The sequence below is a fragment of the Erythrobacter sp. genome, from assembly GCA_019739335.1.
Classification (GTDB): domain Bacteria; phylum Pseudomonadota; class Alphaproteobacteria; order Sphingomonadales; family Sphingomonadaceae; genus Alteraurantiacibacter.
Genome location: CP073261.1, coordinates 3,026,880 through 3,043,192 on the forward strand (window position 1 = coordinate 3,026,880; position 16,313 = coordinate 3,043,192).

Consider the following 16,313-nt stretch of genomic DNA (forward strand, 5'->3'; position numbering starts at 1 on the left):
GTTACATTCGGTAGGTCGTGACCAGCAAAACGCTGAGCGTCACAGTCATGATCAGCACCAGCGGCAGGCCCGTCTTCACATAGTCGCCGAACTTGTAGTTCCCCTCCGCCATGATCAGCATATTGGTCTGATAGGCAATCGGCGTAGCGTAGCAGAGGTTACAGCCGAACAGCACTGCCAAAATCAATGGTTCGGGCGGCATACCCAGTTCGATCGCGAGGGCGAAAGCTATCGGTGTTCCAACTGTGGCGGCGGTGGCGTTGGAGGCGAAGTTGGTGAGCACGGTTACGAACAGCATCACAGCCGCCAGCACAACCGCAGGCGGAAAATGTTGCAATCCCTCCGCCAGCGATTGACCCAGCCAGCCCGCCGCACCGCTTTGCAGGACAATTTCGCCAATGGCGATGCTCGCCGCCACCAGCACGATCACCTTGCCCGATAGCGCCCGGCCCACCCGATCGAACTTCACGCAGCCGGTCAGGAACATCACGATTGCCCCCGCCAGTGCCGAAATCGCAATCGGCACCTTGACGAGGTAGATGCCCTGCGACCCGAACCACGGGAGGCCAACCGAAGCCAGCGCCACCGCTCCGAACATGATCGCCGCCGCCAGCACCGCTTTCGAGCGGCGCGGCATCTCGCGGACGCCTTCCAGTTGCAACAGACTGTCGCCCGAAGCGAAAGCCTCCAGACCGTCGGCTAGGCCCATCACCAGCAGCACATCGCCTTCCGCCATGCGCAATTCGCGATCATCTGCAGCGGCATAAACCGGCAGCAGGCGCTTGGGCCTGTGGACGCCGAGAACGGCGACGCCGTAGTGATCTGCGATACCTGAACTTGCCAGCGTGCGCCCGACGATCCGGCTGTCCGCCGTGACCACCATCTCGACCACCTGAATATCTTCACCGCGTATCTGCGACTGCCCGGTAATGCGGTCGACTACCCACAGCGGCGCCGCCTGCCCGCGCAGCAGCCGTGTTGCATTCTCCAGCCCCGCGTGCGTTCCCGAAATCAACAGCCGCTGCCCAGTGTCGAAGGGGCCGTTCGGCCGTTCCTCGAAGCGGAAGTCATCCGGCAGGGTGTTCACGATCTCATCGAAATGCTTGCCTACCAGAGTACTTTCGGGTCCGACGCGCAAATGGCTGAAAAACCGGCGCTTGCCATGATCCTCTTCGGGAGAATTGTCCGGCAGCAGCCGCGGCATGACCAGCCACAGGTATGGCAGCGCCACCAGCGCGGCGACCAGCACGATGGGGGTGAAGTGGAACACCGACATCTGCGGCATCCCCAAGTCGGCGGCGATCCCCACCACCAGCAGGTTCGTCGAGGTGCCGATGGTTGTCGCCATGCCGCCGATCAGCACCGCCGCGTTGAGCGGGATCAGGGTCTTCGAAGCGGGCATCGCTCCCCGCTGGGCCAGCGCCACAAAGATCGGCATCAGCAACACCAGCACCGGCGTATCGTTGACCAGCATGGACAGGAACATCGCCACCACCAGCGATACCAGCATCCCCATTCGCGTATTGAGCTTCCAGACCCGCTCCAGCACCCGCGCCGCAGGTTCCAGGGCCCCGGTCACTACCAGCCCACGCCCCATGATCATCAGCGCGCAGATGGTAATCAGCGCCGGATGGCCGAAACCGCCGAAAGCCAGCGCGATGCCGTCGGTCGGCTGAGTATCGGGCAGCGGATAGAAATAAAGGAACACCGCGATGATCGCGATAGTCAGCAGCGAAACGATCTCGATCCCCGGTCGCCCGCGCGCAAAGGCCACGAACACCCCGATCGTCAGCAGCATCGCCGCGATGGCGTGAAAGGAGGGAACATCAATCACGTCGGGAACGAAGGTTCACAAGGAGGGGAGGAAATACAAGCGAAATCCTCCCTCTCGAACGCATTCGGTGTGGTACCTCCGGCCGGACTCGAACCGGCACTTCGTAAGAAACTCGATTTTGAGTCGAGCGCGTCTACCAATTCCGCCACGGAGGCCCAAAGCGAGAGAAAGCGCGCTTAGCTATCCTTGAGCGCGGTAGCAATCGCCTTGTGCAGGCGCGAGTGCAGCGGATCGTTTCCGGCGATCACCTGGCTGTCGCAAATCGGCAGTGATCGGCCGCGGTAATCGGTCACAAAGCCGCCTGCCTCGCGCACCAGCAGGCACCCGGCAGCCGTATCCCACGGCGACAGGTCGCTTTCCCAGAACCCGTCATACCGGCCCGCTGCCAGCCAAGCGAGATCGAGCGAAGCCGCGCCGAAACGGCGAACGCCCGCGATCTGCGGCCCGAGCGCACCGAAAATCCGCGACCACTCGGCAAAGTTGCCATGCCCCTGATAAGGCGTGCCGGTAGCGACCAGCGCTTCGGACAATTGCCGCCGCCCCGAAACCCGCAGCCGCGCATCCTGAAGCCACGCGCCGCGCGTTTTCTCTGCCCAAAAGGTCTGGTCGGTGATCGGCTGGTACACCAGCCCTGCGGTCACATCGCCCCACTCGTCGCTGCCGAGCTTGCGCTCCTGCACAGCGATCGAAATCGCGAAGTGGGGGATGCCGTGGAGGAAGTTGCTGGTGCCATCGAGCGGATCGATGATCCAGCGCGGCTGTCCCTCCTCGCCTTCCAACTCGCCCGCTTCTTCCATCAGGAAACCCCAGCCTGGGCGCGCGACTTTCAGCTCGTCCCACAGGATGCGTTCGGCCACCTGATCGGCCTTGGACACGAAATCGCTTGGCCCTTTACGGCTGACCTGAAGGTGCTCGACCTCCCCGAAATCGCGCCGCAACCGGCCACCCGCCTTGCGGGCAGCCTTTTCCATTACGCGAATGAGGCCTGAAATGGCTGCCATGATCGTTTACCCGGCCTTGCCGACGTAAGCCTGTTCGTACACGTCCACCACGATCCGCGTCCCGCTCTCGATATGCGGCGGCACCATGATCCGCACGCCGTTGTCGAGCACGGCGGGCTTGTAGCTGGAGCTGGCGGTCTGCCCCTTAATGACGGCATCGGCCTGGACGATCGTGGCTTCGATCTGGCCGGGCAGTTCCACGCTGATCGGGCGCTCGTCCCACAGTTCGAGGCTCACCTGCATCCCGTCCTGCAGGAAAGGGCGGGCATCGCCGAGCAGGTCGCTTGGCAGGGTGATCTGTTCGTAGGTATCGCCGTCCATGAACACCAGCATGTCCCCGTCTTCGTAGAGGAACTGGTAGTCCTTCGTATCCAGCCGGACCTTCTCGATCGTGTCGGCACTGCGGAAGCGGACATTGGTCTTGCGGCCATCGATGAGGTTCTTCATCTCGACCTGCATATAGGCCCCGCCCTTACCCGGCTGGGTGTGCTGGATCTTGGCGACCTTCCAGATGCCGCCTTCGTATTCGAGAATGTTGCCGGGACGGATGTCCACGCCGCTGATCTTCATGGGAATGCTCGTTTGCTGTCAGGTTGTGCGAGAATGGCTGCGCCCTAGACGTTAGGCGGGGCTTGGGCAAGGTGGGAGGCTGGAAAGGGTTCAAGGTTCATGACGCGGCAAACAAGCCGTGCTAAGGGCGCGCGCATGAATCGGACCTTGCTTTCCCTTGTCGCTGCCAGCGTTGTTCTGGCCGGGCCGGCCATGGCCCAGAACCGGATCGGGACCATTGAACGCGGGCACTATGTTTGCGAACTGCCTGGAAATGCTGCGGGCGCGGTGGGCGTGCCGCAGCCGGAGCAGAGCTTCACGATCGAAAGTGCCTCGCGCTATGCCTCGCCGCAGGGCAATGGCACCTATTTGCGTCGCGAGAACCGGCTCACGATGACCAGTGGCCCGCGTAACGGTGACAGCTACGAGATTGTCGGAACCCGTTTCCTGCGCAAGATCGAGAACGGAGAACCCGGCCGTCTGCGTTGCATCAGGCAGGGCAACTGATCAGTTCTGCTGTCCGGAGAGTACCGGATAAGGGTTGATCGACGTTGCTGGATCGGACCACTCGGCATCGGGCGCTGTCCGCATGATCTCGAAGTGCAGATGCGGTGCAGTGGGATCGGCATTGCCGCTTGATCCGACGGTGCCCAGCATCTGCCCTCGGCGGACCTCCATCCCCTCGCGCAGTCCCGGAGCATAGGCATCGAGATGGGCGTAATAGAACATCGTCCGCCCGTCCTGTGAACGGATATAGACGGTGTTACCCCCTGCATCGCTCGCGAAAATCCGTGCAATCGAGCCCGGCGCGGCTGCGATCACCGAAGTTCCGGTTTCCGCCATGATGTCGATGCCCTGATGCATGCGGGTGCCATCTCCGCGTTCGTCCCGGAATGAATCCACCAGATCATCGGGGCGCACGCCAAGGACGGGGATCACGATGGCCTCCGCGTCCCCACGAGGTAGCGCGGCGTTCGGCACGACAATGGTTTCCGGATGGAGCGGCGCGCCTGCGTCGTCCGCTCCAGGCCGTCCCGGATTGCTTTCTTCATCAGGACTGCTCTCGATCCGGTCGAGCAGGATCGGCCCGGCCACGATCCAGCCCGCCGAAACCAGTGTCGCAGTCACCACAGCCACTTGCAGCTTTTCGAGGAACGGCGATTTCATCAGGCCTGAAAGATGACTTCGGTGGCATTGCTGACCATTCCTGCCAGCCGCGCGGCATCCCAGTTGGTCAGCCGCACGCAGCCGTGGCTTTGCGTCCGGCCGATGGTTTGCGGTTCAGGCGTACCGTGGATGCCGTAATGCTCCTTGGTCAGGTCGATCCAGACTACACCGACAGGCCCGTTCGGGCCCGGCGGCAGCATCTGCTCGTCCTCGCTGTCGGGCACGTCCCAGAACAGTTCGGGCTGGTAGGCGAAGGTCGGATTGTAGCCCACGCCGTTGACCGCCCATTCGCCGATCGGCAATGGATCGTTCTGCGATCCGGTGGTGACGGTGAACATGGCGACCAGCTTGTCGTCGGCATCGTAGCCCTTCAGCCAGCCTTCGCTTTCATCGACCACGATCCGCGCGACATCGGGTTGCTCCGAACCAACTCCGAGCGAAGCCAGTGTCTGCTGCCACTCGCGGTTCTCGATAGCGGCGGGTGCAATCCTGTCCGCACCGATGTTCGGCACGCGGATTTTCCGGCCGACGGTGAAATAGTCCGCATCGCCAGAAGCTGATGCGCTGCCGGACGGAGCGGGAGTGGAACTGGCGCCGGTCCGCCGTGAAGGGGTGCTCATTCCCGCGGGACTGCCGCCGGGGTTGAGCTGCTGCAACACCTCCACCGTCGTATGGAATCGTTCGGCAATCTTTTCATCGAGGCTTTCGTAACCCAGCCTATCCATCGCCGCCTGCTCTTCGGCACCCTCCGGAATTGTCTCGAATTCCAGCTCGCCCCAGCTTGCCGGGATGGTCACGACGCGGGTGGCGGGAATGCGCTGCCATTCGGCCAGGGCCTCTTCCGTCGCCGTGTCGAGTTCGCCGGTCACTGTCAGGTCGTTAGCTTCCTGAAAGCCTTTCAGCGCGTTGGCAGTGGAAGTGCCCATCCGCCCGTCGATCACGCCGGGGCCGAAGCCAAGCCGGTCGAGCACCACCTGCAACTGCATTTCGGGGCGTTCCTGCGAATCCGCGACACCGGCGGGTGCGGTGGCACCGGCCATGTCCCCGTCGCCGCCATGAGCCGCATCGTTCGACGCCATCGAATCGGCAAGATTGTCCTCGCCCATTGTTTCATATCCAAAATCTTCGCTGGGCTCGGCTTCGACGGTTTCCGTCTCGGCCTCGTCATCGTCCGCATTCTCGAAGCTGCAGGCAATCAGCGGGAGAGCAGCGATAAGGGCGAAGAATTGGTAACGCATGGGAAGGTCTCGCTTTTGGGGGACGGGCTTGCGCCCTTTCCTACCCAATCCACGAAGCCGTGGTTCTTTCCCGTAAGACGTAAGCCTTTCCGGCTAGATCACTTCAATACCTCGGCGAACGCCTTGACCGCCGCCACTTCATCCCCGCCCCAGACCGAGTGGCTTGCAGCGATGAAATCCGCTCCGGCAGCCACCAGCGGCTTGCAGTTGTCGGGCGTGATGCCGCCGATCGCAACGCAGGGAAGTTCGAATAGCCCGCTCCACCATCCAAGCAGGTCGAGACCGGGCCGGTGCTCGCCCTCTTTGAAAGCTTCGGTTTTCGTTTCGCTGGGGAAGAAGCTGCCGAAGGCGACGTAGTCGGCCCCGCCCTCGCCCGCTTCCATCGCGAAATGGCGGCTGGCGTGGCAGGTGACGCCGATCTGCACATCGCGCCCCAGTTCCTCGCGGGCCTCGCGCAAGCTCCCGTCGCCCCGACCCAGATGCACGCCATCGGCCTTGAGCCGCTTGGCCAGCGTCACCGAATCATTGACCACGAAGCCGACATCGCGCGCCACGCATATTTCCTGCAGCGGCGCGGCGAGCCGGGCGGCATCGTGGTTGTCCAACCCCTTCACGCGGAACTGGAACGCCGTTGCCAGCCCAGCCCCGGCCGCCAGCGCGCGGTCGAGGCGGTCAGGGAAATCCCCGCCCACGTCGAGCGGGGAAATCAGGTAAAGCTGGCACTTGCTCATCCCGGATCAGCCGACCGAAGCGGTGCAGATGGCGTCGATCGCCTTGCCCAGCGCGGCATCGAATTCGGCATCGCTCTGCTGGCTGCGCAGGTCCTGCAACAGGCCCCGGCTGAAGCTGGCGATCATGCCTTCGTTCTTCGCCAGCTCGGCGCAGGCTTCCTCGGTCGAATAGCCGCCCGACAGCGCCACCACCCGCAGCACGCGCGGGTGTTCGACCAGCTCCTTGAACAGGTTTGCCTGCACCGGGATCGACAGCTTGAGCATCACCTGCCGGTCTTCCTGCATCGCATCGAGGTGTTTGCGAATCTCCGACTTGAGAATCTCCTCACCCTCGGCGCGGTCCGCAGCGGTGATATCATATTCAGGTTCGAGGATCGGCATCAGCCCGGCATCGATGATCTGCTCGCCCACTTCGAACTGCTGCGCGACCACGGCGGCGATACCCGCCGGGTTGGCCGACTTGATGACCGAACGCATCTTGGTGCCGAACATTCCGGCGGCCAGCGACTTTTCCAGCAGCGCGGGCAGCTTGGTCAGCGGTTGCATCAATTGTGCACCGTCCTGGGCGTCCGCCAGGCCTTGATCGACCTTGATGAACGGCACCACGCCGCGCGCCTTCAGCGCCTCTGCCGTGGTCTTGCCGTCCACCATGCCGTCCATCGTCCGCTCGAAAAGGATCGCCCCGATCACCTTGCCGCTGGCGAAGCTTGGCGCGGTGATAACACGGCTGCGCATCTCGTGGATTTTGGAGAACATTTCCTCTTCGCCGGACCATTCGCTGTCCGCCACGCCATAGCCCTGCAAGGCCTTGGGAGTGGAACCGCCAGATTGGTCGAGCGCGGCGATAAAGCCCTGGCCGGTGGCAATGCGGGCGGTCATTTCGGCGGCGTTCATTCGATGCTCCCTATCGAATTGGATTGATGCCTGAGGCTCCTATTGCGCTGTCGCGGTGAAGGCAACCGGGACCGATTCAGGAGCGCGCGTGTTGGTTGGGTATTCCCGTAGACGAAGGATTATCCCGCCCCATGGCTCTCAGCAAGAAGCAGCAGGACATCTGCACCGGCAGCACCATCGACTTTTCGGACCTCAAGGCGGTGATTTTCAACGCCACACTCAAGCGCCCCGAGGAGCAATCGCACACCGATACGCTGCTGGATGTGGTGGCGGAAATTTTCGACAACCAGAAAGTAGCGGTCAAGCGCCACCGGCTGACATCGTACACACTTCCACCAGGGGTCTATCCCGACATGACCGAGCACGGTTGGGATCGGGACGACTGGCCGAAACTGGCCGAAGACGTCTGGGATGCCGATATCGTGGTGCTTGGCACGCCGATCTGGCTGGGCGAAAAAAGCAGCGTTGCCAAAGCTTTTATCGAAAGACTTTATGCCCATTCAGGAGAAATGAACGAGAAGGGGCAGTACCGCTTCTACGGCAAGGTCGGCGGCTGTGTCATCACCGGGAACGAGGACGGCATCAAGCATGTCGGCATGGGCGTCCTCTATTCGTTGCAGCATATCGGCTTCACCATCCCGCCGCAGGCCGATTGCGGCTGGGTTGGTGAAGCAGGTCCAGGCCCTTCCTACGGCGACGAGCAGGAAGGAAGCGAACGTAGGGTCGGGTTCGACAACGAGTTCACCCAGCGGAATACCACCTTCATGGCCTTCAACCTTCTCCACGCGGCGCGGATGCTGAAGGATGTGGGTGGCTTCCCCGCCGTCGGAAATGTCCGCAGGGAATGGGACGATGGGCGCAAACCGGGTTGGCCCAATCCCGAGCATCGCTGAGCGCATCGTTCAGTTGCCCGAAAGCGAATTGCCTGTCAGGCTAAAGGCATGAAACCAGCCTTTGCCTATGCGCCAATCGCGCTCGCCGCCGCCCTGCTTTCTGCCTGTGCCACGCTGCCTGATGCGCCAATCGTTTCCAACGGTCCTGCCCTCCCGGTGGGAAGCGGAGTCGCGCTGGGCCAGCCGGTCGAAGTGGCGAGCAATCTCGTCGTGACACCGATGGAGGTGACGGAAGATTCACGCTGCCCGATCAATGCACGCTGCATCTGGCCCGGCCAGATCGTGGTCCAAACGCGCGTGGATGGCGCCGGGTGGCGCGAGACGGTCGCACTGACCATGGGTGAGCCTGCAAGCGTGCGCGGCCGTACTGTCAATCTGACCTCGGCCGAACCGGGACTGATGGCGGGCGAAGAACAGGGGCTGCCGGGGAATTACCGCTTCACCTTCGAAGCGGGCGCAGCGGATTAAGTCAGCGCGAAAGCGCCGCCACCCCGGGCAGTTCCTTGCCTTCCATCCATTCGAGGAAGGCCCCACCCGCGGTTGAGATATAGGTGAAATCGTTTGCCGCCCCCGCGTGGGCAAGCGCTGCGACGGTGTCGCCTCCGCCCGCAACCGAGACGAGCGCACCCGCCTGCGTCAGCGCGGCAGCAGTCCGGGCCAGCGCCACGGTCGCCTCGTCAAACGGCGGCGTTTCGAAGGCGCCGAGCGGACCGTTCCACACCAGAGTAGCGCAGGTCTTGAGCACGTCCCCCAGTGCTTCGACTGCCTGCGGACCGACATCGAGGATCATTTCGTCCGCCGCGACTTCGTGGACATTGCAGGTGCGTAAGGACGACGGATTGGCAGCAAATTCTTTCGCCACAACAACGTCATACGGCAGGTGAACGGTGCAACCCGCCGTGTCCGCCGCCGCCAGGATATCCCGCACCGTATCGGCAAGTTCATGCTCGCAAAGGCTCTTGCCGACATCCACGCCATTGGCCGCGAGGAACGTGTTGGCCATCCCCCCGCCGATAATCAGGTGCTGCACCTTGCCAACGAGATGCTCCAGCACCGCCAGCTTGCTCGAAACCTTGGCCCCGCCCACCACGGCAGCAACAGGGGTCTGCGGGGTACCAAGCGCCGCTTCAAGCGCCTTCATTTCGGCTTCCATCGACCGACCGGCATAGGCAGGCAGCAGGTGCGCCAGTCCTTCGGTGCTGGCATGGGCACGGTGGGCGGCAGAGAAGGCATCGTTGACGTAGAAATCGCCGTTGGCGGCAACGGCGCGGGCAAACTCCGGATCGTTGGCTTCCTCCCCCCGCCAGAAGCGGGTGTTCTCCATCAGCCCGATGTCGCCGTTGCCGAGAATGCCTATCGATTGCTCTGCCACCGGCCCGAAGAGCTCGGGGATGTACATCACTTCGCGCCCGGTCACTCGTTCGACATCGCCCTGCACCATCGACAGGCTCATGGTCGAATGCCGCTCTCCCTTGGGCCGCCCGTAATGCGCCAACAGCAGCACCTTGGCCCCGCGATCCGCCAGTTCAATGATCGTAGGCGCGACTGCCGTGACTCGGGTCAGATCACTCGCCCGCCCGTCCTTCATCGGCAGGTTGAGATCGACCCGTACCAGCGCGCGCTGGCCGGACAGGTCCTGCGGCAGATCGTCGAGGGTTTTGAACGCCGCCATAGCGATTACAGGAACTTGGCCATGACACCCGCCGTATCGAGCATGCGGTTGGAGAAGCCCCATTCGTTATCGTACCAGCTGACCACGCGCGCCAGCTTTCCTTCCAGAACCGCCGTTTCCAGCGAGTCCACGGTGGAGCTAGCCGGATAGTGGTTGAAATCGCTGCTCACCAGCGGCTGGTCGGTATAGTCGAGGACGCCCTTCATCGCGCCTTCCGAAGCCGCCTTCAGCGCCGCGTTCAGCTCTTCCTTGGTGGTGTCGCGCGAAGGCGTGAAAACCAGGTCGATCAGTGAGACGTTGGGGGTCGGCACCCGCACCGAGGAGCCGTCCAGCTTGCCCGCCAGTTCAGGCAGCACCAGCCCCACAGCGCGCGCCGCACCGGTGGTAGTGGGGATCATGTTCTGCGCCCCGCCGCGCGCACGGCGAAGGTCCGAATGCATCTGGTCGAGCATCCGCTGGTCGTTGGTGTAGGAGTGAATCGTGGTCATGAACCCACGCTCGATACCGACGGTCTCGTGCAGGACCTTGGCCACCGGCGAGAGGCAATTGGTGGTGCAGGAGGCGTTGGAAACAATCACGTCCTCCGCCGTCAGCACGTCATGGTTCACGCCGTAGACGATCGTCGCCGAAACGCCGCTTGCGGGGGCGGAGATCAGCACGCGCTTGGCACCTGCATCGAGGTGCGGCTTGGCGGCGTCATGGCTCTGGAAGAAGCCCGTGCATTCGAGCACGATGTCCACACCCATGTCGCCGTGCGGCAGCTTGCCAGGCTCACGCTCGCTGGTGACGGCGATGGTCTTGCCGTTGACCACCAGGTTGCTGCCGTCGACTTCCACCGTGCCGGGGAATCGGCCATGCGTGCTGTCGAAACCGAATAGCAAGGCATTGGACTTGGTATCGGCGAGATCGTTGATCGCGACGAGTTCGAAATCATGGTCCTGCCGCTCCAGCAGGGCGCGCGCCACGAGCCGTCCGATGCGCCCGAAGCCGTTGATCGATACCTTGGTCGTCATGGCAATAACTCCTGCTTAGCCGTTCAATTTGTTGATGATCTGCGGAACGATGGCGTCCGCAGTAAAGCCGAAATGCTTGAATAGAACTCCCGCGGGGGCGGATGCGCCAAAGCGGTCGAGCCCGATATTCAGTCCGTTCAATCCGGTGTATTTCTGCCAGCCGAGCGTAACACCGGCTTCAATGGAGACCACCAAAGCATCGGCGGGAAACACTTCCGCGCGGTAGGCAGCGCTTTGCGCGTCGAACAGTTCCATGCACGGCATCGAGACGACATCGGCCCCGATTCCCTGCGCTTCCAAGGCATCGGCGGTGGCGAGTGCCACGGAGACTTCCGACCCAGTCGCCACCAGCACCACCTTGCGCGCGGCGGCGGCGGGGCGGAGCAGATAGGCACCTTTCGCGCTGCGATTGCCCGCCGCGCTCCAGTTCTCGTCCCCCTCGCCGCGCACCGCAGGCAGGTTCTGGCGCGAGAGTGCCAGCACCGAGGGCGTTTTGGGCGTTTGCAAAGCCAGCGCCCAGCATTCTGCGGTTTCGATCGCGTCAGCCGGGCGGAACACGTTGAGATTGGGAATTAGCCGCAGGCTCATCACCTGTTCGATGGGCTGGTGGGTCGGCCCGTCTTCGCCAAGGCCGATCGAGTCGTGCGTGAACACGTAGACTACGCCGACCTGCTGCAAGGCCGACAAGCGCACCGCGTTGCGGGCATAGTCGCTGAAAATCAGGAATGTGCCGCCATAAGGAACCACCCCGCCGTGCAGCGCCATGCCGTTCATCGCGGCGGCCATGCCGAATTCGCGGATGCCGTAATAGATGTAGCGGCCGCTGTAATCCTCCGCCGTGAACGGCAGGGTGCTGGGCGTGTCGGTGTTATTCGATCCGGTAAGGTCGGCCGAACCGCCGATCATCTGCGGGATTGCGGCGGTGAGTGCGACAAGCGCCCTCTGCGATGCGACCCGGCTGGCGATGGCAGGCTTCTCGGCGGCGAGCGCGGCCACATGCGCTTCGAGCGCCGGAGCCGCGAGGTCGGCAACCGGCATCATCCGGCTTTCAAAGTCGCCGCGCTGCCCGCTTGCCATCAGTCGATCGTGCCATGCCGCGTGAGCGGCAGCACCCTTGGCGCCTAACGCGCGCCAGTCAGCCAGCACTTCAGCAGGCAGCTCAAACGGCGCGTGCGGCCAGTTCAGGTACTCACGCGCTGCGGCCACTTCGTCGGCGCCCAGAGGCGAGCCGTGGACCTTGTGGGTGCCCTGCTTGTTGGGTGCGCCCTTGCCGATGATGGTCTTGCACGCGACCAGCGAGGGGCGCGGATCGGCCAGCGCTTCGTCCAGCGCGCGGCGGATGTCGGCGGGATCGTGCCCGTCGCACTCCACTGTGTGCCAGCCCGTGGCGCGGTAGCGGGCGGGAATGTCTTCCGAGGAGGACAGCGAGACTGCCCCGTCGATGGTGATCTGGTTGTCGTCCCACAGCACGATCAGGCGACCCAGCTTCAGGTGGCCTGCCAGGCCGATGGCCTCATGGTTGACGCCTTCCATCAGGCAGCCGTCACCGGCGATCACCCAGGTGCGGTGATCGACCAGATCGTCACCGAAGCCGGCATTCAGGTGCCGCTCGGCAATCGCCATGCCCACCGCCATTGCCAGCCCCTGCCCCAGCGGCCCGGTAGTCGCCTCGACCCCGTCGATCAGGAAATTTTCCGGATGCCCGGCGCAGGGGCTGCCGAGCTGGCGGAAATTGCGGATGTCATCCATCGTCGGGATGGCAAAGCCCGTCAGGTGGAGCAGCGCGTAGATCAGCATCGAGCCGTGCCCGGCGGAAAGCACAAACCGGTCCCGATCCGGCCAGTTCGGCGCGGCGGGATCGAACTTGAGATAATCCGACCACAGCACCGCGGCCACATCGGCCATGCCCATCGGCATTCCGGGATGGCCGATATTGGCCGCCTGCACCGCGTCCATCGACAGCGCACGGATGGCATTGGCCATCTGGGTGAAACGGGGGTCGGCTTCGCTCATCAATTGCTCCAGGCGGTCGCCGCTTTCCGGCGGCGATTCGGTTGGGGGCTGTGTGGTGATGGCCGCCCGCAAGGTCAAGCGACACGCCCGCCCGCGCACGACGCACAGGAACCCCGCAGCCGAGGATTATTCACAACTTTCGGCGACAACGCTTTGCGAAAGCGCGAAAGCTGGCTAATTCACCGCTCATGGAGGGTAACCCTATCGCCAACCGGGTCGCGCAGGCACTGGCCCGGATCGACGCGGCGGCTGGCCGGATCGAGGCCGCTGCGGCCTCTCCGCGCGCGGCTGCCTTAAGTTCATTGGCGGCCGGCGGCCCCGGCAGCGATCCCGAGCTCGAAGCCCGTTATGCGGCGCTCCAGCGCGAGGCGGGCGAAGCGCTACAACAGCTCGACCTGTTGCTGGGGACGCTCGAACGATGAGCAACGTCACGCTGGAAATCGCCGCACGCAAATATACCATCGCCTGTGCCGAGGGCGAGGAAGCGCATATCGAGATGCTGGGCGCATCGATCGATACGAAGCTGGCGCAGCTCGACAATCTGACGGGCCAGTCGCCCGAACGCATCCTGCTCTACGCCGCGCTGCTGCTGGCGGACGAATTGCATGAAGCGAAGGGCAAGGCCGCTCCCGCACCGTCGGGACCGGACGAAAAGGTCGCAGTTCGGCTTGAATCGCTGGCGGACCGTCTGGAAGGTCTCGCAATGCAGCTTGAGAACGCCTAGATAGAAATTGGCGGGGCTGCCCGGCACGAGCTGCACGAAAATCCCTGAGGCTATAAGCAATCCTAGGGAGCTGTCCCTACCGGGGCCACGGGTTCGTCCTGGCGGTTCTGGATATACGGCGCCCACCTGACGTTAGGCGTCAGAGGATTTCCCGGAAAACGACCCATGGTGGTTCCGCCACTCACCATATCCGGCTAGAGCGCCAGCGTGACCGATATTTCCGAACAGAAAGCCGCGATCCGCAACGCCCTGCGCAAGGCGCGGCGCGAATATGCCGCAGCTCTGCCTCCCGAAGTGAGCGCGCTGGTGTTCCGCCGCCCACCCGCGCCGGTGCTGGAACTGGTGCCGGAGGGAGCGACCATCGGCTTCTACCGCGCCGATCCGGGCGAGGCTCCTGCCAGCAGCTATGCGCGGTTCTTTATGGAAGCCGGGCACCGCATCGCCCTGCCCCGCGTCACTACCCTCGATCAGCCGATGGCGTTTCACCTGCACACGGATCCCTATGGCGAAGGTGATCTGATCCCCGGCGTAATGGGGCTGATGCAGCCTGCCGCCGATGCCCCGCTTGTGGTCCCCGAAGTGCTGTTCATGCCGCTGGTCGGCTTTACCGAGCGCGGCGAGCGGATCGGCCAAGGCGGCGGCTATTACGACCGCTGGCTGGCGGCGCATCCCTCGACCATCGCTATCGGCCTTGCGTGGGATATGCAGATGGTCGACGACTTGCCGGTCGAAGCGCACGATATGCCCCTGACAGCAGTCATCACTCCCACCCGCATTTACGGACCTTTCGCATGAGAACCGAACCCACCTGGCGCATTCCGGTCGGCGTGCTTGGGCTGCTAGCTGGGCTGATCATCTATGCGGTGGTGATCGCGCGCTACGCCCCCGATGTGATCGGAGGCTGGCCGGGCTTGGTGCAGGCGCTGGTCTATATCACGCTGGGACTGGTGTGGCTGCTGCCGCTTCGGCGGTTCCTGATCTGGATGGAAACCGGGCGCTGGGGCTAGCCGAGGTCGCCCAGCACCTTGCGCCAATCCTCCGGCAGGGCCACGGGGCGGCGGGTCGTGCGATCGACATAGACGTGGACGAAATACCCCTCGGCGGCTGGTTCTTCGCAGCCTTGCGCGAAAATCCCGACTTCGTAGCGCACGCTTGAAGTGCCAAGCCTCACCACTCTCACCCCCGCTTCCACCACCTGCGGAAAGGCCAGTGGAGCATAATAGCGGCACTGTGTTTCCACCACGAGACCGATCATCGCTCCATGCTCGATATCGAGCAGCCCGCGCGAAACCAGTTCGCCGTTCACTGCCGTATCGAACCACGAATAATAGACCACGTTGTTGACGTGACCGTAGACATCGTTGTCCGCCCAGCGGGTGGGGATCGTGTGCCAGGCGCGGTACATGCTGCGGGGGCGTGGAGGCTCGCGGGTCAAAGCGCGGCCTCGTACATCCGGCGGGCATCGGCACGGGTGATCGGCAGCGGGTTGTTCACCAGCAGTCGTTCCTGCAGCATCGCCTCGTCCGCCAGCAGATCGAGATGTTCGTGCGCGATGCCGACATCGGAGAGGCGCGGGGAGAGGCCGGTGCGGGCGATGATCGCTTGCATTGCATCTATCAGGTCCAGCCCCGGCGCGATTTCGGCGGCCAGTTCGACATACATTTCCTGCGCGACTGGCATGTTGTGCGCCAACACATGCGGCAGCATCAGCGCGTTGGAAAGCCCGTGCGGCACGTGGAAATGCCCGCCCAGCGGATAGGCCAGCGCATGCACGCCGGCACACGGCGCGTTGGCGAAGGCGACTCCGGCGAGATAGGACCCGCGCAGCATCGCCTCGCGCGCCGCCAGATTGCCCGGCTCGTCACAGGCGGCGGCCACATTGGCGGCGAGCAGGCGCAGCGCCTCCTTGGCCAGCGCGTCCGAAATCGGGTTCTTGAGCCGCCTGGTCGTAAAGGCCTCGATCGCGTGGACCATCGCGTCGATCCCGGTGGCGGCGGTGACATGGCGCGGCAGGCCGGTGGTGAGCGCGGCGTCGAGCACCGCCCAGTCGGCGTAGAGCGCTGGCGCGACAATGCCCTTCTTGCTCGTCTCGCCCACGGTGAGGATCGAAATCGGTGTGGCTTCAGAACCGGTCCCGGCGGTGGTGGGGACCAGCACCAGCGGCAGCCCCTGCCCCAGCGCCTTGTCCACGCCGTAGATGGCATCGATCTCTTCGCCGGAGCCGAGCAGGTAGGCCGCCGCCTTGGCAACATCCATCGGACTGCCGCCGCCAAAGCCGACCACACAGGTCGCGCCGATTTTCTGGCCGAGCGCCACTGCCGCCAGCGCGGAGGCTTCGGAGGGGTCCTCCTGCACATCGTCAAAGAGGGCCACGTCGCGCGCCGCCAGCCCTGCAAGCGCTGCATCGCACAGCCCCAGCCTGCGCAGATTCGCATCAGTGACGAACAGCACGGACCCGGCGGGCAACAGCCGCTGCAGGTCGCCGCTGCTACCCACGCCGCAAACGACGCGCGGGCCGTAATGGAAGGTGAAAGCATCACTCACGCGCGAGGCTGTGCGCAATCGAACGGGGCATGGCAAGCCC

General features: G+C 63.8%; 19 protein-coding genes and 1 tRNA gene. 7 read left to right on the top strand and 13 right to left on the bottom strand.

What is annotated here, in order from left to right; translation table 11 throughout:
• Position 1: 1 nt before the first annotated feature.
• From JY451_14815 to efp, 4 genes are all read right to left on the bottom strand, one after another.
• Positions 2-1,834 (bottom strand): SLC13 family permease, encoded by a 1,833-nt coding sequence (locus tag JY451_14815; GenBank protein QZH74896.1) that lies wholly within the window; start codon positions 1,832-1,834, stop codon positions 2-4.
• A gap of 70 nt (positions 1,835-1,904) precedes the next feature.
• A tRNA-Leu gene (locus JY451_14820) sits at positions 1,905-1,989 on the bottom strand.
• A gap of 21 nt (positions 1,990-2,010) precedes the next feature.
• Complete coding sequence (locus JY451_14825; GenBank protein QZH74897.1) at positions 2,011-2,835, bottom strand: inositol monophosphatase; 825 nt, start codon at positions 2,833-2,835, stop codon at positions 2,011-2,013.
• Between the two features lie 6 nt (positions 2,836-2,841).
• Positions 2,842-3,405: an elongation factor P gene (efp, locus tag JY451_14830; protein ID QZH74898.1), complete on the bottom strand. Its 564-nt coding sequence runs from the start codon at positions 3,403-3,405 to the stop codon at positions 2,842-2,844.
• 135 nt (positions 3,406-3,540) lie between these two features.
• On the opposite strand from efp, the gene JY451_14835 reads away from it, so the two are divergent.
• Positions 3,541-3,891, top strand: coding sequence for an elongation factor P (locus JY451_14835; protein ID QZH74899.1), 351 nt, complete (start codon positions 3,541-3,543; stop codon positions 3,889-3,891).
• On the opposite strand, the gene JY451_14840 is transcribed toward JY451_14835, so the two are convergent.
• The 4 genes from JY451_14840 to JY451_14855 all read right to left on the bottom strand — a co-directional run bounded on the left by JY451_14840 (position 3,892) and on the right by JY451_14855 (position 7,414).
• Entirely contained in the window at positions 3,892-4,551 is a 660-nt protein-coding gene (locus tag JY451_14840; GenBank protein QZH74900.1) for a M23 family metallopeptidase, read from the bottom strand.
• A complete protein-coding gene (locus JY451_14845) occupies positions 4,551-5,657 on the bottom strand; it encodes a murein L,D-transpeptidase (GenBank protein ID QZH76754.1) in 1,107 nt (368 codons plus the stop codon). Before JY451_14845 ends, JY451_14840 begins: the two co-directional genes overlap by 1 nt.
• Before the next feature lie 230 nt (positions 5,658-5,887).
• On the bottom strand, positions 5,888-6,520 hold the full coding sequence (gene thiE, locus JY451_14850; protein QZH74901.1) for a thiamine phosphate synthase: 633 nt from the start codon (positions 6,518-6,520) through the stop codon (positions 5,888-5,890).
• A 6-nt stretch (positions 6,521-6,526) separates the two neighbouring features.
• The gene (locus JY451_14855) at positions 6,527-7,414 is read right to left on the bottom strand and encodes a fructose bisphosphate aldolase (GenBank protein QZH74902.1); all 888 of its coding nucleotides are present in this window, start codon (positions 7,412-7,414) and stop codon (positions 6,527-6,529) included.
• A gap of 131 nt (positions 7,415-7,545) precedes the next feature.
• Here JY451_14855 and JY451_14860 point away from each other — a divergent pair, with 131 nt between their 5' ends.
• Together JY451_14860 and JY451_14865 are read left to right on the top strand one after the other, a co-directional pair.
• On the top strand, positions 7,546-8,307 hold the full coding sequence (locus JY451_14860) for a flavodoxin family protein (protein QZH74903.1): 762 nt from the start codon (positions 7,546-7,548) through the stop codon (positions 8,305-8,307).
• A 48-nt stretch (positions 8,308-8,355) separates the two neighbouring features.
• The gene (locus JY451_14865; GenBank protein QZH74904.1) at positions 8,356-8,775 is read left to right on the top strand and encodes a hypothetical protein; all 420 of its coding nucleotides are present in this window, start codon (positions 8,356-8,358) and stop codon (positions 8,773-8,775) included.
• Position 8,776: 1 nt separating this feature from the next.
• On the opposite strand, the gene JY451_14870 is transcribed toward JY451_14865, so the two are convergent.
• Genes JY451_14870 through tkt form a run of 3 tightly spaced genes read right to left on the bottom strand, consistent with a single transcriptional unit; the run spans position 8,777 to position 13,005 of the window.
• On the bottom strand, positions 8,777-9,979 hold the full coding sequence (locus JY451_14870; protein ID QZH74905.1) for a phosphoglycerate kinase: 1,203 nt from the start codon (positions 9,977-9,979) through the stop codon (positions 8,777-8,779).
• Positions 9,980-9,984: 5 nt separating this feature from the next.
• Entirely contained in the window at positions 9,985-10,992 is a 1,008-nt protein-coding gene (gap, locus tag JY451_14875) for a type I glyceraldehyde-3-phosphate dehydrogenase (GenBank protein QZH74906.1), read from the bottom strand.
• 15 nt (positions 10,993-11,007) lie between these two features.
• A complete protein-coding gene (tkt, locus tag JY451_14880) occupies positions 11,008-13,005 on the bottom strand; it encodes a transketolase (GenBank protein QZH74907.1) in 1,998 nt (665 codons plus the stop codon).
• Positions 13,006-13,193: 188 nt separating this feature from the next.
• Between tkt and JY451_14885 the strand changes: the two genes are divergently transcribed.
• The 4 genes from JY451_14885 (at position 13,194) to JY451_14900 (ending at position 14,736) form a co-directional block, all read left to right on the top strand.
• Entirely contained in the window at positions 13,194-13,427 is a 234-nt protein-coding gene (locus JY451_14885; GenBank protein QZH74908.1) for a hypothetical protein, read from the top strand.
• Positions 13,424-13,729 carry a cell division protein ZapA gene (locus tag JY451_14890; protein ID QZH74909.1) on the top strand — a complete coding sequence of 102 codons (306 nt, stop codon included), beginning with the start codon at positions 13,424-13,426 and terminating at the stop codon, positions 13,727-13,729. The genes JY451_14885 and JY451_14890 overlap by 4 nt, the downstream gene beginning before the upstream one ends.
• A gap of 207 nt (positions 13,730-13,936) precedes the next feature.
• The gene (locus JY451_14895; protein QZH74910.1) at positions 13,937-14,524 is read left to right on the top strand and encodes a 5-formyltetrahydrofolate cyclo-ligase; all 588 of its coding nucleotides are present in this window, start codon (positions 13,937-13,939) and stop codon (positions 14,522-14,524) included.
• Positions 14,521-14,736: a DUF2842 domain-containing protein gene (locus tag JY451_14900; GenBank protein ID QZH74911.1), complete on the top strand. Its 216-nt coding sequence runs from the start codon at positions 14,521-14,523 to the stop codon at positions 14,734-14,736. Before JY451_14895 ends, JY451_14900 begins: the two co-directional genes overlap by 4 nt.
• Here the strand turns inward: JY451_14900 and JY451_14905 are convergent.
• Both JY451_14905 and JY451_14910 read right to left on the bottom strand, forming a co-directional pair.
• Entirely contained in the window at positions 14,733-15,134 is a 402-nt protein-coding gene (locus tag JY451_14905) for an acyl-CoA thioesterase (GenBank protein QZH74912.1), read from the bottom strand. The genes JY451_14900 and JY451_14905 overlap by 4 nt on opposite strands.
• 26 nt (positions 15,135-15,160) lie before the next feature.
• The gene (locus JY451_14910; protein ID QZH74913.1) at positions 15,161-16,273 is read right to left on the bottom strand and encodes an iron-containing alcohol dehydrogenase; all 1,113 of its coding nucleotides are present in this window, start codon (positions 16,271-16,273) and stop codon (positions 15,161-15,163) included.
• Between the last annotated feature and the right edge of the window lie 40 nt (positions 16,274-16,313).

Coding starts and splice junctions, on each gene's coding strand:
- JY451_14855 (QZH74902.1), bottom strand. CDS start 7,414: ATGAACGCCGCCGAAATGACCGCCCGCATTGCCACCGGCCAGGGCTTT.
- JY451_14870 (QZH74905.1), bottom strand. CDS start 9,979: ATGGCGGCGTTCAAAACCCTCGACGATCTGCCGCAGGACCTGTCCGGC.
- JY451_14900 (QZH74911.1), top strand. CDS start 14,521: ATGAGAACCGAACCCACCTGGCGCATTCCGGTCGGCGTGCTTGGGCTG.
- JY451_14860 (QZH74903.1), top strand. CDS start 7,546: ATGGCTCTCAGCAAGAAGCAGCAGGACATCTGCACCGGCAGCACCATC.
- JY451_14825 (QZH74897.1), bottom strand. CDS start 2,835: ATGGCAGCCATTTCAGGCCTCATTCGCGTAATGGAAAAGGCTGCCCGC.
- JY451_14845 (QZH76754.1), bottom strand. CDS start 5,657: ATGGGCGAGGACAATCTTGCCGATTCGATGGCGTCGAACGATGCGGCT.
- thiE (QZH74901.1), bottom strand. CDS start 6,520: ATGAGCAAGTGCCAGCTTTACCTGATTTCCCCGCTCGACGTGGGCGGG.
- efp (QZH74898.1), bottom strand. CDS start 3,405: ATGAAGATCAGCGGCGTGGACATCCGTCCCGGCAACATTCTCGAATAC.
- tkt (QZH74907.1), bottom strand. CDS start 13,005: ATGAGCGAAGCCGACCCCCGTTTCACCCAGATGGCCAATGCCATCCGT.
- JY451_14885 (QZH74908.1), top strand. CDS start 13,194: ATGGAGGGTAACCCTATCGCCAACCGGGTCGCGCAGGCACTGGCCCGG.
- JY451_14865 (QZH74904.1), top strand. CDS start 8,356: ATGAAACCAGCCTTTGCCTATGCGCCAATCGCGCTCGCCGCCGCCCTG.
- JY451_14835 (QZH74899.1), top strand. CDS start 3,541: ATGAATCGGACCTTGCTTTCCCTTGTCGCTGCCAGCGTTGTTCTGGCC.
- JY451_14840 (QZH74900.1), bottom strand. CDS start 4,551: ATGAAATCGCCGTTCCTCGAAAAGCTGCAAGTGGCTGTGGTGACTGCG.
- gap (QZH74906.1), bottom strand. CDS start 10,992: ATGACGACCAAGGTATCGATCAACGGCTTCGGGCGCATCGGACGGCTC.
- JY451_14890 (QZH74909.1), top strand. CDS start 13,424: ATGAGCAACGTCACGCTGGAAATCGCCGCACGCAAATATACCATCGCC.
- JY451_14905 (QZH74912.1), bottom strand. CDS start 15,134: ATGTACCGCGCCTGGCACACGATCCCCACCCGCTGGGCGGACAACGAT.